We start from the raw sequence: 16,154 nt of genomic DNA, 5'->3' as shown, positions 1-16,154 counted from the left end.
CCAGTGGAGCGGCAATTTTCCTGCATTTCTACCCGCACAGGCAGCTAACCTGACGAGCACACTGGCAATGGTTGTATGGTCGATCCCTGCCCTGTTCACGTACTATTGCGCATGTAAGAGAATTTGGGCGACTATAAGAAAAAATGAGAAAGGCGCAACCGATTGCATTTTTATATTCAAAAAAAGTTCGCTTCCTTTGATAAATAAGCCAGAATAATATGCCAGAAGACCGGGAAGTAACCATATATGACATAGCCAAGTACCTCAATCTGTCTGCAGCCACCGTTAGCAGGGGACTGAATGATAATCCCATGATCAGCAAAACCACCAGGAAAAAGATTGTGGATGCAGCAAAATCACTTGGTTATCAATCAAATACCTTTGCAAGTAGTCTGAGAAGCAAGCAAACCCATACGCTTGGGGTGCTCGTACCACGTCTTAACAGCCATTTTATGTCATCAGTACTGGCAGGGATGGAAGATGTGGCCAACAGGCATGGCTATAATCTTATTATTGCGCAATCGCTTGAGGACGTAGAGAAGGAAAAGCTGAATGCTGCGACGATGTTCAATAAGAGAGTTGACGGCCTATTGATCTCTCTTTCTTATAATACAAAGGAAATCACCCATTTAGATCCCTTTTTCCAGCGGAAGATACCCGTTGTCTTTTTCGACCGTGTTCCTCCTCATAATGAAAGCACTTCCATCGTTATAAATAACTTCAGCGCGGCTTATGCTATCACCAAACACCTTATAGAGCAGGGCTGCAGCCGGATCATGCACCTGGGCGGGAATGTACTGAGGAATGTTTACCAGGAAAGGCTCAACGGCTACCAGCAGGCGCTCAGGGATTACAATCTGCCCTTTATTGAACAATTTCATTTAACCAGCACACTTTCGGAACAGGCCGGAACAGATGCTGCCAGGTATATACTGGATTTACCCCCTGAAGAGCGTCCTGATGCCGTATTTTCAGCTAATGATACCGCTGCAGTGTACTGCATGCTCGCCCTTAAAGCCGAAGGCCTGCGTATTCCGGAAGACGTGGCATTTGCAGGCTTCAACAATGACCCCATCAGCAGGGTTATCGAGCCAAACCTTACTACCATTGACTATCCGGGAGATATTGTAGGCAATACGGCTGCTACCAATATAATTAACCACCTTAAAGGACTCAGTAACCTATATACAACCAATTCCATTACCCTGCGTGCCGATTTAGTTATCAGAGCCTCCTCCCTGAAAACAAATTATAAAAATTGATTTTTTTTACGATCTTAGCAACCGATTGCAGATTAAAGGCTTTAATTTATAAAATCGGGCATCTCAAATACCTGTAAGTAGTTTGTTGTCCATATGAAAAATTACACGTTAATGATGTTACACTTTCGCAGTGGCGGGTCGTCGCGCCCTACAGTACTCCCATGAACATTAAACTGACAAGATAAAGATGATAGCAACGAAACGAAAATTAGCAATTGTGACAGGTGGCGGGTCTGGCCTTGGTTTTGCCATTGCCGAAAAATTTGTGCAAAAGGGCATTCAGGTCATCATAGCAGGAAGAAATAAGGAAAGGCTGGACAGTGCTAAACAAAAACTGGGCGACTTATGCCATGCCATATCCTGTGATGTAACCGATCTTGCATCAATCCCTGTTTTTATACAGGATGTAATTGAGCGGTACGGTCAGATCGATATACTGGTAAACAATGCAGGCGCTAATATGAAAAAGGAATTCACAGAAGTAACAGACGAGGAGTTCCAGGGAATAATCCTGACTAACCTTACTTCTGTTTTCGCTATGAGCCGGGAGGTTACCAAAAATATGTTGCGGCATCAGTCGGGCTGTATCATCAATATCAGCTCCATGGCTGCCCAATACGGGATACCTAAAGTAATCGCCTATTCTGCCAGTAAAACGGCCATTGACGGCATGACCAGAGCGATGGCAGTTGAACTGTCTTCCAAAGGCATACGGGTAAACGCGATTGCCCCGGGATTTATCTATTCTGAAATGACAGCGAAAGCATTAGATGACGATCCCGAAAGAAAAGCAAAAGTATTCGGACGAACACCCATGGGAATTATGGGACAACCTGCTGATATAGGCGAGGCCGTATATTTCCTTTCCAGTGATGCTGCCAAATTTATTACAGGCATCGTATTGCCTGTGGATGGCGGAAATAGTATTGGTTTTTAAAACTCATCAACACATGAAACGATTCATATCTTTCTTAACGGTAAGCTTACTGGCTATTTACTGTCATGCGCAGTCCATCATTATTGATAAGCCGTCGGATAAGACATTTTCTCTTGCCGGTGCAGTGATCTGTGTCGATCCCAATGACTATGAGCTGGTGCAGCAATCAGCCATCTGCCTGCAGAAAGATATTGAAATGGTTACGGGAATGAAACTACCCATTACTGCAACAGTACCACAAAAAACTGCTATTATTATTGGATCTGCACAAAGATCGGCGCTCATTAAATCTGTTGATGTCTTAAAAAACAAATGGGAAGGCTATCTTATAAAAAGCACGGGCAACAGTCTGATCATAACCGGAAGCGACAGAAGAGGAACAGCATATGGTGTATTTGAGATATCCAGGCAATTGGGCGTATCCCCCTGGTACTGGTGGGCAGATGTGCCTGTAAAAAAGAAGGAAAATATATTCGTTAAAAAAAATGTATCGGTCAGCGATGCTCCTAAAGTGAAATACCGGGGGATTTTCATTAATGATGAAGCGCCCGCATTATCTGGTTGGAGTAAAGAAAAATTCGGCGGCTTTAACCATCAGTTTTACGAAAAAGTTTTTGAACTCATTTTAAGATTGAAAGGGAATTACCTGTGGCCGGCTATGTGGGGAAATGCCTTCTATGATGATGACTCACTGAATATAAAAATGGCAGATAAATACGGGATCGTGATCGGTACCTCACATCATGAACCCCTGATGAAAGCGCATGATGAGTGGAGGAGGTATGGAAGTGGAAAATGGAACTATGACAGCAATGAAGTAAAACTGAAAGCATTCTGGCGGAGTGGCATGGAAAGAGCCAATAATGAAAAGATAGTGACCGTGGGAATGCGGGGCGACGGTGATGAACCTATGTCGAGAGAGACGGCAACCGCATTGCTGGAAAAAATAGTGAGTGATCAAAGGGCGATCATTGCAGATGTAACCGGCAAGCCTGCAAGTGAAACCCCTCAGCTTTGGGCCTTATACAAAGAAGTGCAGGACTATTACGACAAAGGTATGAGAGTACCGGATGATGTAACGCTATTGCTTTGTGATGATAACTGGGGGAATATCAGAAAATTGCCCAAAGTGAATGAAAAGCCCAGAAAAGGCGGCTACGGCATCTACTATCATTTTGATTATGTTGGTGATCCAAGGAACTATAAATGGCTTAATACAAATCCTTTACCACGTATCTGGGAACAAATGCATTTAGCCTGGGAATATAACGTGAGGCAAATATGGATCGTAAATGTAGGGGACATTAAACCCATGGAGTTCCCCATTTCATTTTTCCTTGATTATGCCTGGAACCCGGATAAGATCGGAGCAAATGATCTGCAAAGCTACAGTGAGAAATGGGCGGGTCAACAGTTCGGTAAACAGTATGCAAAAGATATTGCTGACATATTGGGCAAATATGCAAAGTACAATGCCAGGAGAAAACCTGAGTTACTTGATGCTGATACTTACAGCCTTGCCAGCAATGAATGGTTAACTGTTGTGAATGATTATAACGATCTGCTCAAAAAAGCAGAAAAGACCGGAGATGCATTGCCTGCTGAATATAAGGACGCCTATTTCCAGCTTGTATTGCACCCTGTAAAAGCATGTGCCAACCTGAATGAATTGTATTACAATGTGGCATTGAATAAAAACGCTTATGCCAACAAATGGAAAGAGGCAAATGTATATGCAGACAATGCAAAGGAATTGTATGCAAAAGATTCTGCGATTACGGGTCAATATCACCGGCTGAACAATGGCAAATGGAATCACATGATGAGCCAGACCCATATCGGTTACACCTACTGGCAACAGCCGGAACACCAGAAAATGCCTGAGGTGTTTTATGTAAACGCTGATTCTGCCATCTCACGAAAAGAACCAGCGACACCGGATTTAATGCGGGCTACAATGCCGGCAGGCATAGAGAGAAAAGTATTTCAACAGGTAGAAAAAAGAGGTGTTTCTATTGCGGCGGACCACTATACTAAAGCAATTAACACGGATAAAATAAAATGGCAGATACTGCCTGATCTGGGCAGGACCGGCTCCGCTATCAGCACTTTTCCGGTTACATCTGCGGAGCAGCAACCGGAGCATGCACCACATCTGGAATATGAGATCTATACCTATAGTAAAGGCGATTTTTCCATCAATACTTACCACTCTCCTACCCTGAATTTTCAGCATAAAGAAGAGGGTTTACAATATGCCATTTCAGTGGATGATGAAAAGCCACAGATCATCAGTATCAATAAAGATTATAAAGTTTCCGGTACCTGGGATAAATGGGTGGCAGAAAACATCATTATCAAATCAAGCAGGCACAGCATTGATAAGCCGGGAAAACATGTTGTAAAATACTGGATGGTAAGTCCGGGTGTTATTTTACAGAAACTGGTGTTAGACTTTGGAGATACGGAGCCAGGTTTTCTGGGACCTCCTGAAACCATGTATGTAACTGATCAAAAATGATTATATGCGATTTCATACCTTTTTGTTATTGATAATGATCCTTCTATGAAAAGATTCATCATCATTCAGCTATTCCTATTCTCGTTATTCAGCGGATCGGCCCAGGTGAAACTACCCGGACTTATACGGGATAGTATGATCCTTCAGAGAGATGAAAAAATAAAGTTGTGGGGATGGGCATCTGTCAATGAACGGGTGCAAATCCGCTTCAATGGCAAAGTATATAGAACGAAAGCCGATGCGGGCGGTAACTGGATGGTGCATTTACCCCCCACTAAAGCCGGTGGTCCCTATAGTATGGACATTATAGCAGGTAATAAAATTACCCTGCATGAGATATTGTTTGGTGATGTATGGTTTTGCAGTGGTCAGTCGAATATGGTCCATCAGATGAATATTCATGATGTCACGTATGCACGTGATATTGCTGAAGCAAATTACCCGCAGATCAGACAGTTCTGGATACCCACACGGACGAACTTTCAAGGGCCTCAGACCGATTTACCCACCGGGTACTGGAAACCCGCTGTAGGCGAAGAAGTGAGACCATTTTCTGCGGTAGCCTACTTTTTCGCAAAGAGAATCCATGAAAAATATAAAGTACCTGTAGGTATCATCAATGCCAGTGTAGGCGGAACACCTATCGAAGCATGGATCAGTGAAGATGGACTGAAAGATTTCCCGTTACTGACAGCGACAAGTGAAAGAAATAAAGATACGGCTTACGTGAATAGTTTTAACCGGAAGCCGGTATCAACTCCCGTTAAGCCCGATGCGGGGCTCACTAATACGCCTAAATGGTATGATCCTTCACTTCTTCCTAAAGGATGGCGGAATATCCATATTCCCGGTTACTGGGAAGACCAGGGAATCAGGGACTTGAACGGAGTGGTATGGTACCGCCGGGAGATGGACTTACCGGCTTCTATGGCCGGTAAACAGGCCAAGGTGTTCCTGGGAAGGATTGTCGATGCGGACGAGCTTTACATTAACGGTAAAAAGGTAGGCAGTACCGGTTATCAATATCCCCAACGCAGATATCATGTACCCGCGGATATATTGAAAGCCGGCAGGAACGTATTTGTTGTTCGGGTGACCAATACCACCGGCAAAGGCGGCTTTGTACCGGACAAACCTTATTACATTTTTTCAGGTACCGATACGGTTGATTTAAAAGGTGACTGGCAGTATAAAGTGGGCGCTGTTTCTCCCCCTGTTACCGGTGTAGACATGCTAAGTTCTCAGAATCAACCCACTACTTTGTATAATGCGATGGTAGCCCCGGAAATCAATTATACGGTAAAGGGATTTTGCTGGTACCAGGGAGAGAGTAATGCAGGTCGGCCAGAAGAGTATCGAAAGTTATTACCTGCCCTGATCAGTGACTGGCGGGGTAAATGGGACCAGGGCCTTCTCCCCTTTCTGTATGTACAGTTGCCGGGGTTTATGGATTACAATTATTTGCCGGCAGAAAGCAACTGGGCAATGTTGAGAGAATCCCAACTTAAATCACTATCTGTCCCTAATACGGCCATGGCTGTAGCTATTGATCTTGGCGAGTGGAATGACATTCATCCTGAAGATAAGAAAGACGTTGGCGAACGCCTGGCCCTCACAGCAATGAAAGTGGCCTATAAAGAAAATATTACGTACTCCGGTCCTCTTTATGAATCGTCCGTTATCGAAGGAAATAAGATCATTATCAGCTTTACCAATACAGGCGGAGGATTAATAACTATAGATGAAGATACCCTGTCAGCATTCGCGATTGCCGGCGCCGATAAAAAATTTGTCTGGGCCAACGCCAGGATAGAAGGAGATAAAGTAATTGTATGGAGTGACGGGATTACGGCCCCTCGGTACGTTCGTTATGCCTGGGCAGATAATCCGGTAAACCCCAATTTATTTAATAAGGAAAGGTTACCGGCCTCTCCCTTCAGAACTGATGAGTAGCTACGCAGCAAACCCGGTAAGGTGTATGCCCATTCATCCATGTTTCTGTGCATCTTCCAGAAATTTCTTCAGGCCAATATCTGTTAAAGGGTGTTTGAATAGCCCCAGAATAGGTTCAAGCGGACTTGTACATGCATGTGCACCCAACGCCGCGCAATTGAGGATCTGATTGCTGCTGCGGATAGAGGCCGCTAATATCTGAGTTTGGTATTGCTGTACTTTAAAAATGTGGGCTATCTGGTCGATCAGTTCAGTGCCATCCCAACCGGTATCATCTATGCGCCCAATAAACGGGGATACATAGTAAGCTCCGGCTTTCGCCGCCAGTATTGCCTGACCGGCAGAAAAAACAAGGGTGCAATTCACGCGTATACCATTTTCAGTGAGCCATTTAATGGCTTTTACGCCCTCTTTAATCATTGGGACTTTTACCACTATATTCGGATGAATACCCGCCAGCTCCTGCCCTTCTTTTATCATTTCTTCGAAACCTGTTGCTACTACTTCCGCACTGATGTCGCCCGCTACCATTTCACAAATGTCTTTATAATGTTGAAAAATGGCGGGCTTTCCAGTAATACCTTCTTTAGCCATCAGGGAAGGATTGGTAGTGACCCCGTTCAGTATACCTAATTCATTGATTTCTTTTATCTGCGAGAGATTAGCAGTATCTATAAAGATTTTCATATAAATCAATTGAATGTATGAGTGATGTACTGTTCGGGGTACAAAAACTGAGCCCGTATCACAGTTCAAAAGTTCATGTAACTGCCACAGATCAGTACTACTCCCGCCCAAGCATCTTCAGCATTTCCGCATGTTTACGGAGTGCCTGTAAAAAAGTTGGCTGTACATGATAGGGAAGCCCATAATCTTCGGCAACAGACTGTACGATAGGCGCAATTTTCGTATAATGGACATGGCAAATACCCGGGAACAGGTGATGCTCTATCTGGTAGTTAAGACCGCCGATAAACCAGGATAAGATATGATTGTGCGGGGCGAAATCAGTCGTATTAGCTACTTCATGTACAGCCCAGGTATCCTCCATATGCCTTTTGCCATCCATTTGCAGAGGTGATGCGAAAGCCGATTCTTCCACAACATGTGAGGGTTGAAAAATACAGGAAAGGAATAATCCTGCCGTAAAATGCATTAATAAAAAGCCCATAACAACAAAATACCATGGCTGGCCGGCAAACAATATGGGCAATACTAATATATAAGCATAATAAAACAGTTTATACACAGTAATGCGTAATAATGCCTGCTTCAGCGAAACTTTTTGTTTAATGAGTAAGTCGTGTTGCTTGTAGCGGACTACCTGCAGGTAATCCTTCGCGGTCATCCAGAACAGTGTCATTATCATATAAAAAAACCAGGCATAGATGTACTGATACCGGTGAAACCAATAGCGGGGCTGACGTGGAGAGAAGCGCAATAATATGATGCTGTCAATGTCTTCATCCAGTCCGGCTACGTTAGTGTAGGTATGATGCAATACATTATGCTGGATTTTCCAGGTAACAGTATATCCCCCAATGATTTCCAGGATATGACTGATAAAATTGTTTACTTTTTTATCAGGAGAATATGTGCCATGATTGGCATCATGCATAACAGCAGTTCCTATCCCGCTCATACCCATTCCCATCAGAAACCACAAGCCGAAAAACAGCCATAGGTTACCCGCCCCTACGCCGGTAACCATCAGTACATACGGCACAAAATATAAGGCCAGCATCACAATTGTCTTTACCCACATCTCCGTATTAGCATAAGGAGAAACCTGATGAACTTCAAAGTAAGCAGCAACTTTTGTTACTACTGCGTCGTAAAAGCTGTCTTCCCCTTTAGGTGCAAAACGAACAATATTCAATTTATCCGCTTTCATAAGAAATAATATATCAATGAATAAAATATCTCTTAAAAAAGCCGGCAAAAATCCTGCAAACGAGCTCTTATTTGATTAACGGCGCGGTTTCCATTATATCATTTATGCCTAGTAGCTTCTGTAAAGCAATAGCAGAATCACGGTGTTTGCGTAACATTGCCAGGCTGTTATTAGCGAAAGTCATTACTTGCGGATCAGCTCCCTTTTTCCCTTCTTTTTCGAATTCATTAATGTCCTTTTTATGATTGCTGACCATTATGCGGATATAAGTCTTATCGAATTCTGCCCCCTTTTTCTTCTGCAGATTGTCTATTACTTTCTGTTGACGATTGGATACAGTAGCCGGAAGGGTCACCCTCTTCGCAGCAGCAAGGTCTTTCAATGTTATACTTCCTTCACCATGATCTTTAATCATCATGGTCCCAAATGCTTTTACCCCCTGATTAGTGGAATGACTTTGCGCCAGTTGGCCCAATTGCACATCCATCATTCCCCTACTGGCAGCATTCACCAGAAAATCAGCATCTGCTTTGGATGGAACTGCTGCAAGCGAATCTCCGGGGCTCTCTGCGCCTTTTCGACTTTCAATCTTTGCAGCGTTGGAATCTTTTGCATTTTTTACACTATCAGAAGAGGGGCTATTATTACAACTAATAAAGAGAAAGATAAATGCCAGGCCCAGATAAAAATCAAGTAACTTTTTCATAGTGCCATTTTTCAGAAGAGCACAAAACTTATGCCATCCGAATAATAAATATTTGCTCTCTTTTGACAATCAACGAGTCCAATAATTTGCCCATATAAACAGAGATTAATTTCCTCAAACTGCTTTTATTTTTCCTCACCTGGAAGAATATTCCTCTTAAAAAATCGCTAAGAAAGCGGGGAACAGAAATGGCACAATTTTTATGGTTTTATTGTTAGAAGTTTCTTATAGGGGTGGTCTTAAAACAAGATCTGAGAATATACCCAATTAACCTGATCTGGGTAATGCCAGCGTAGGAAAAAAAGAAACAGCTAAGGGCTCCGGATACAAACGGAGCCTTTTTTATTAAGTATATTAAGGAAGAGCCCTTTAGGAAGATTTGATCTAAATCTTATTGTTCAGTCTGTGTACAGGTACTCAGGAGCAATGGTGTAAAGCTGTGTAAGCGACTTTAAATCCTTATTTTTATAAGGTCACGTTATTATATTCATTACATTAAGCATTAACCTATGATCAAACCCATTAACCCATCTGTTAAGAAGGCAGCGGTGTGCCTACCCTTGCTTCTGTTATTCATCATGCCCTCAATGGCCCAGATAACATGGCCATCCGGTCAACTCCTTCCCTCCTTTCCTTCATCAGCGCAAACGCAGGACCTGATCATTCTTCGTGAAACGTCCTCCCGTTGGGAAGGCGAAGGCCCCTCTCTTGGTCATAAAACAGGACGGTTAGAGACTGATGGCTGGCTTTGCCAGACCGGCATCGATGCCCCAAATGACCATATGATTTATGGCCCCTATGACACTAATGTCCCGGCAGGACCAAATGTAGCTGAGTTCAGGATGAAAATAGACAACAATACAGCCAATAACGACCCTGTGGTGGACATAGATGTCAGAAATGCTACAAGCGGCCAGATTCTGGCCTCCCAGACGATTACACGTCAACAGTTCCCAATAGCTGCAGACTACACAAGTTTTACGTTGCCCTTTACCATGCCGGCAGATAATCAATCAATAGAGCTACGCGTATATTGGCGGGGTAGCGCTTATACGAAGGTGGATTGGGTCGGCGTACAGCAGAATAACTCCTCTCCCGAGATGTATCTGTTTGCATCGTTGAAAGGCATCGTTAACAGGACACAACCGCGCATCTTCTCTTATGAAGGGGATGCGTTTGCAGAAGGACAATATACCTGGTTGCAGTCGCTGGGATTGAACTGGTCTGAGCCTGCAGACAAGTGGGACCTTATCACTAAATATCGCAGTGAGATATCCGGTCTGATCGTTTACGACCCTGCTCAGATACATACCGTTAACCTGGCCACAATGCTTGCAAAAGACCGGAAAGCGCTCATTGCCTCTCCATCCCTGTTATCACGGTTAACGTCCGCTCCGTATAATTTACCTGTGCTGCTCGATTTACGCGGTCAGTTTACCAGTAAGTTGCAGGTATATCAGACGATATATAACTCTTATTGGCCCAACGTTGATCACCGTATATTAATAGGGTTAAACCCGGAAGTACATAAAGCGGCCCTACGTGAATATGCAACAGCATTGGGTGCCGCGGTTATATGGCTGGACCCTACGGTATCTGGTGAAAGTGAACTACTGAACAGCTTTTTATCGGCTATGCCAGCTGGTTCAAACTTCATGGGATGGTGGCCGGAAGAAGGAGCAGGCGTAGGAAGGGCGTCTACCTATGGCATTGCAACCGTTGCGAGCGACTGGGGTACAAACCTGACAATGCATAGTGGTATGCCCAGAACAGTAAATATTAAACCAACGCCTCCGAAACCGGCACTGCAAAACAAGATTTATGTGGCTTTCATATTAAGTGATGGAGACAACCTGCAGTATGTAGAACATCTGATGCGCAAGCTGTGGAATAACCCTGACCGTGGCTCTGTTCCAATGGGATGGACGCTTTCACCTGCCATGCTTGATGCAATGCCCGGAGCGCTCAACTATTACTGGCAGACATCCACCGCTAATGACAATCTGATTTCAGGTCCCTCTGGCTATGGTTACACTTATCCCAACAGTTGGCCCAATCAAAGTTTGCTGAACCAGTTCGTTGCTAAAACAGATGAATATAATCAGCGTGCCGGCTTCAGGGTTATTACCGTCTGGAATACTATTACTGGCGGGATTAATCAAAGTGTTGGACAAACCTATGCCAGCTATGCACCATCATTGCTGGGTGTAACGGCTCAGAATACCGGCGGTGGGCTTACGATCTACAATAATAAACTTCCCGGAATGGCGCTTTCCTGCAACTACTGCACAAATGAGCAGGCTATGAAGGACCACATTGCCTCTGCGGCTTCCGGATGGAATGGCACTTCACCACGGTTCATTATCATACAGGCTCAGCCCTGGCAGAATGTGACACCTACAAGTTTTAAGAATGTCGCCAATTCCCTTAACACAGATTATATAGTGGTGCGTCCTGATCATATTTTCCAGCTTATCCGCGAAGCAAATGGCCTTTCAGTGGATGCTGCTATGAGCAATTTATTGAAGTTATCACAAGCCATGAGGGGAGCAATACCCCCTGATCATCAAACACCTCCTTCCTGCCAGTAAATACGGCAAAAAAAGCCCGCAGACGTTGTGTCTGCGGGCTTTTTTTTACATATGCTCATTTCGCTGCAACAGGCGCCTTATGCTACAAAAGCAGCAATAAATATAAAAACGATATTTAACCCGATTACGGAAGCTTCTCTATGGCAGACGTTATCCAGCCAGTGATACCCCAATTAATTTACCTATTCCAAAAGTAATAGCTGCGGCTATCAGTCCAAATATTACCTGCCGGAAACCAGAATACCAGATGCTTTTCCCTGTAAATAATGTGATTGCGGACCCGATCAGAAATAATCCGGTAGCACTGGATGCCACACTTACTGCTATAGCCGTAGCACCTTTGGTAAAAAAGAAAGGCAACACCGGGATAACAGCTCCAATAGCAAATAGTATAAAGGAGTATACAGCCGCTTCTATTGCAGAACCTTTTAGTTCTTCAGGATTAATGCCCAACTCTTCTTTTACCAACATCTCATGTGCGTGTTCTGTATTCAGCATTAAATCCGATGCCATCTTATGTGCCTGCTCTTCCGGGATACCTTTTGCCATGTAAATAAGTGCCAACTCCCTTTCCTCTCCTTCCGGGTTAGTTTCTATTTCTTCCTTCTCCAGTTCCATCTGATTCTCATATAGTTCCTGCGAACTTTTCACGGATATCCATTCGCCCAAAGCCATAGATAAAGCTCCTGCAAGCAAACCCGCCACCCCCGCCAACAAAACCCCGCTTTGCCCTGAGGTAGCTCCTGCTATACCCATTACGAGGCTGAAATTAGATACTAATCCATCGTTCCCACCCAATACAGCAGCCCTTAACGCATTTCCTCCCACAGAACGATGCCTGCTCTCAAATTTGGCCAGATTTGCTCCGGTTACTTTAGATTCATTATCCAGTAGTGCGCGCAATATTTTAACGTGATTGGTTTCGCTGCCTGTTATAATGGCACCGCTCTGTTTCTTTGCATGGATCATCGCATTGGAGATGCTTTTTTCAGTATCCATCAATACTCCAAGTACATAATCGTAGCCAAATATCTTTCCTATCCGGTTCAGTATCCTGGCCCTGAAGGACGGCGGAGGTAAAATAGCGGACCCCGTATTCAGTTTCTTCAAAAATACTTCGGCATGTCCCTTTTCTATATCACTCATTTGCCTGAATACATCGGCAACGGTTTTGTCCTCCTCTGTTTCGGCCAGTCTTTTGTATAAGTAGCTGGCATCTACTTCCGTTTGAAGGTTTTTTGTTTGCAAAATTGGGGTGATTTTATGATACTTTAAGATACTACCTCTTTCATTAAAGGACCAATACTATAAGATGCCCATTGACAACGGGCATGCAGTTAGTCCTGCTCTTTCCCGCCATTTGCCGGCAGAGTAGTATTAGTCGTGCTGTTATCCAGCTCCGTATGCCTGATCTTCCCACCCAAATATCCGGTCCTGCTAACTAAGCCAAAACTAACCAGTGCGATCAGCAGTATAACAATTGAAACAATTCTGGTCAATGGGGATTTTTTGACGGTAAGAAATATCCCGATAAGTGAGGCGATACCCAGAACAATTAGTGAGACCAGCGCTATCATTGCAAAATCTTCATGTGCATCAATCCTGTTCTTTGCCACACCCTGAATATTTTTAACCGTCTCTTCTGCGGCTTCTCCCGTGAGATATGCGATTCCGGCACCAATAGCTGAAATGATAAAAACATTATATGCGGCTATTGTCGTCTGGTTACTTTTGGTCCAAATTCCATGCAGGAGAACCAACCCACCCAATATTGAACCGAAAATCGGAAGGTGGGTTATTAACAGGTGAATGTATGTCTGATCCATACTTGCGTGTTTTCGTACAAGATCACGATTACATTACTTATTTTAACTGATTTTAGTCATCACTACATATGATTTTCATATGGTATCCGCACTTACCAGCCTGAGCAAATATCCGGTAATAAGTTATACTCATGATTTGTCAATTCCGTTCAGATGGGCACAAAGTAGTCTTGCTTCCTCCATTACAGCTTCTATCCTGGCCGGACTTACTCTTGCCTCTTCCAGCAAATGCTTATTATTATTCAGTTCAAGACAGAGTACGATCTTTTTTTCAAGTAAGATTGTTTTTTCGTGCCCGGTCAATGATGTAAGACAAGTAATCGGGTAAAGCCCCAATGTGTCTATCATGTCTTTCAGGCTACCTTTTGCCGGATAATTCCAACCTATTAATTTCAAACCGGCACAAGTTCCATATTGAATGGCATCATCAGAAAATCTGGTGTTGGTCACCACCCATCCCTGGTAAGAAATAGCTTTATTCTTTGAGAATTTCAGCCACTGGGCCTCGATATCTTTAAACCTGGAATGTATATATAGCGGTATCTTGACGTCGCAAATTGTCCCGGGTGAATTATGGTATTTGCATTCGATCATTAGCTGCAAATGATCCACAATAGCCACGACATCCACCTCATGCTGCACACATTGACCTTGCACAATTTCACCAACTTTAACCCCATATCCCTGGTGACGAAGGATTTCACCAAAATATTTTTCAAACGGAAAGCCGGAAGGACCCAATTCCATTATTGCCGCTTTCAAACGATATTTTGCAGCCAGAGGTCTTGCACTTCCCTGCAATAGACCATATGCCATTTTGTATATTTTCTTTGTAGAAATACCCGGATATAGTTTCTTTGAAATTTCCTTTACTACATTGTCAATTTGCTCATTCGTGGCACCTGAATGCTGCAATGAACTCCGTAGTTTGCTTTCTGAAAATTTCGCGGCCTCACCCGATGCTTTTGTTATAATTAATTCTGAATCCATAGATAAACATATTGACGATATGACTGCTACTAATGTGACGTTGCTTATTCATCGGAATATCCTGCCAGAGGCATGTACAAATTTAAGTTGTCCTATGAAATATGGGGTTTTTATTTTACATTAGAGAAAACCCTCGAAATATGCTATCCCGCTTCCTTAATCATTAAAACTCCATATTATGAAAAAGCTGATATCCATTTTACTAGCCTGTTTTCCCTTGTTCGTTATTGCCCAGCACCACCAACTAGAAAAGATATGGCAAACGGATACCATTGTGGCCGTTCCTGAGTCTGTACTACCCGATTTCAAGAAAGGTATCCTGTATATTTCATTGATTGATGGCGGCGGATGGGATGCCGACGGCAAAGGTGGTGTAGGTAAACTGAACATGGATGGAACGAACTATACCGGCAATTGGGTATCTGGCCTGAATGCTCCCAAAGGGCTTGGCAGATATGGCAACAGGTTGTACGTTGCTGATATTACGGATGTGGTAGTAATAGATATCGCAACAGGAAAAGTAACAAAAAAAATTCCGGTAAATAGTGCAACTGCGCTTAATGACATCACTGTCACAGATAAGGGGATCGTATTTGTTTCAGATTCCAGGCAAGGGCGGATATGGCGCATTGAAAACGATGTACCCTCTCTTTACCTTGATAAAGTAAAAGGTGCTAATGGTTTAAAAGCCAGCGGGCAGGGCCTTGTTTATGCCGAAGGTAAACTGCTGAAAAAAGCAAATGCGCAAAAGCAAATCACGCAAATTGCGGAAGTACCGGAAAATATTGATGGTATAGAGCCAGTGGGTAACGGGGATTATATAGTTACCGCCTGGGTAGGTTATATTTTTTATGTTACTGCCAATGGCCAGGTTGAAACCTTGCTGGACAGTCATGCAGAAAAGATGAACACGGCCGATATCGGGTTTGACCCTGTCCGGCGAATAGTATTCGTACCTACTTTTAATGCAAAAAAAGTAGTAGCGTATCGATTAAAATAAATGGAAATCCTTAAACTATCTGATTTAATTGGACAGGAAATAGCCGAAGTACGTTATCGTTACATGAAGAAGAATTTTTGAAAGAAAAGCACAGGTTAGCTAAATTGAATATTGATATCTGTTCTTTTCTAAAGAACAAAGAAGAACTTCTTTAAACATGAAATGGCATAACTAAGTATTATCTGGGTTAAAATAGCCTTGTCGAATTCATTTTTAAAATGATATATCCTTCTTTATGAAAGATTAAAAATTTGTTTACTCAATTCAATTAAAAACAGCCAAAAATACAACACCAACACCAATCTTCTGGCACTTCACTGCAAGGGAAATTCAGCGTTAAAACATGCCGCTGTAATAAAGTGATTGATTCTTTTCAAGATAACCAGGAATACTGTCATTTTTTTTTGGTGTATTAAATTTGTTTACTAAATTACGTCGTCTGTAAATAAATACTATATTTTGTAATTAATCCTA

General features: G+C 43.1%; 12 protein-coding genes and 1 riboswitch. Of the genes, 6 read left to right on the top strand and 6 right to left on the bottom strand.

Annotation, left to right across the window (positions count from 1 at the left end; translation table 11 throughout):
• Positions 1 to 218: 218 nt before the first annotated feature.
• The 4 genes from GO495_RS20240 to GO495_RS20225 all read left to right on the top strand — a co-directional run bounded on the left by GO495_RS20240 (position 219) and on the right by GO495_RS20225 (position 6,673).
• Entirely contained in the window at positions 219 to 1,262 is a 1,044-nt protein-coding gene (locus tag GO495_RS20240) for a LacI family DNA-binding transcriptional regulator (protein WP_157301545.1), read from the top strand.
• Positions 1,263 to 1,449: 187 nt separating this feature from the next.
• Positions 1,450 to 2,199, top strand: coding sequence for an SDR family NAD(P)-dependent oxidoreductase (locus GO495_RS20235; protein ID WP_157301544.1), 750 nt, complete (start codon positions 1,450 to 1,452; stop codon positions 2,197 to 2,199).
• A gap of 13 nt (positions 2,200 to 2,212) precedes the next feature.
• On the top strand, positions 2,213 to 4,720 hold the full coding sequence (locus tag GO495_RS20230; protein WP_157301543.1) for a glycosyl hydrolase 115 family protein: 2,508 nt from the start codon (positions 2,213 to 2,215) through the stop codon (positions 4,718 to 4,720).
• Between the two features lie 45 nt (positions 4,721 to 4,765).
• Complete coding sequence (locus tag GO495_RS20225; protein WP_157301542.1) at positions 4,766 to 6,673, top strand: sialate O-acetylesterase; 1,908 nt, start codon at positions 4,766 to 4,768, stop codon at positions 6,671 to 6,673.
• 33 nt (positions 6,674 to 6,706) lie between these two features.
• On the opposite strand, the gene fsa is transcribed toward GO495_RS20225, so the two are convergent.
• From fsa to GO495_RS20210, 3 genes are all read right to left on the bottom strand, one after another.
• On the bottom strand, positions 6,707 to 7,360 hold the full coding sequence (gene fsa / locus GO495_RS20220; RefSeq protein WP_157301541.1) for a fructose-6-phosphate aldolase: 654 nt from the start codon (positions 7,358 to 7,360) through the stop codon (positions 6,707 to 6,709).
• A gap of 97 nt (positions 7,361 to 7,457) precedes the next feature.
• Positions 7,458 to 8,567: a fatty acid desaturase family protein gene (locus GO495_RS20215; protein WP_205691296.1), complete on the bottom strand. Its 1,110-nt coding sequence runs from the start codon at positions 8,565 to 8,567 to the stop codon at positions 7,458 to 7,460.
• Between the two features lie 67 nt (positions 8,568 to 8,634).
• Positions 8,635 to 9,273, bottom strand: coding sequence for a DUF4142 domain-containing protein (locus GO495_RS20210; RefSeq protein WP_157301540.1), 639 nt, complete (start codon positions 9,271 to 9,273; stop codon positions 8,635 to 8,637).
• Positions 9,274 to 9,492: 219 nt separating this feature from the next.
• Positions 9,493 to 9,590, top strand: a riboswitch (TPP riboswitch).
• A 192-nt stretch (positions 9,591 to 9,782) separates the two neighbouring features.
• Between GO495_RS20210 and GO495_RS20205 the strand changes: the two genes are divergently transcribed.
• Positions 9,783 to 11,864, top strand: coding sequence for a GxGYxYP domain-containing protein (locus GO495_RS20205; protein WP_157301539.1), 2,082 nt, complete (start codon positions 9,783 to 9,785; stop codon positions 11,862 to 11,864).
• 150 nt (positions 11,865 to 12,014) lie between these two features.
• Here GO495_RS20205 and GO495_RS20200 read toward each other — a convergent pair whose 3' ends face one another.
• The 3 genes from GO495_RS20200 to GO495_RS20190 form a co-directional block, all read right to left on the bottom strand.
• Positions 12,015 to 13,112 (bottom strand): VIT1/CCC1 transporter family protein, encoded by a 1,098-nt coding sequence (locus tag GO495_RS20200; protein ID WP_157301538.1) that lies wholly within the window; start codon positions 13,110 to 13,112, stop codon positions 12,015 to 12,017.
• Positions 13,113 to 13,201: 89 nt separating this feature from the next.
• The gene (locus GO495_RS20195; protein ID WP_157301537.1) at positions 13,202 to 13,690 is read right to left on the bottom strand and encodes a DUF2231 domain-containing protein; all 489 of its coding nucleotides are present in this window, start codon (positions 13,688 to 13,690) and stop codon (positions 13,202 to 13,204) included.
• 129 nt (positions 13,691 to 13,819) lie between these two features.
• The gene (locus tag GO495_RS20190) at positions 13,820 to 14,680 is read right to left on the bottom strand and encodes an ATPase (RefSeq protein ID WP_157301536.1); all 861 of its coding nucleotides are present in this window, start codon (positions 14,678 to 14,680) and stop codon (positions 13,820 to 13,822) included.
• 178 nt (positions 14,681 to 14,858) lie between these two features.
• Here GO495_RS20190 and GO495_RS20185 point away from each other — a divergent pair, with 178 nt between their 5' ends.
• Positions 14,859 to 15,680 carry an SMP-30/gluconolactonase/LRE family protein gene (locus GO495_RS20185; protein ID WP_157301535.1) on the top strand — a complete coding sequence of 274 codons (822 nt, stop codon included), beginning with the start codon at positions 14,859 to 14,861 and terminating at the stop codon, positions 15,678 to 15,680.
• Positions 15,681 to 16,154: the final 474 nt, after the last annotated feature.

Origin of the sequence: Chitinophaga oryziterrae (genome assembly GCF_009758125.1) — a bacterium.
Classification (GTDB): Bacteria; Bacteroidota; Bacteroidia; order Chitinophagales; family Chitinophagaceae; genus Chitinophaga; species Chitinophaga oryziterrae.
This window is presented reverse-complemented; position numbering and strand designations above follow the sequence as displayed.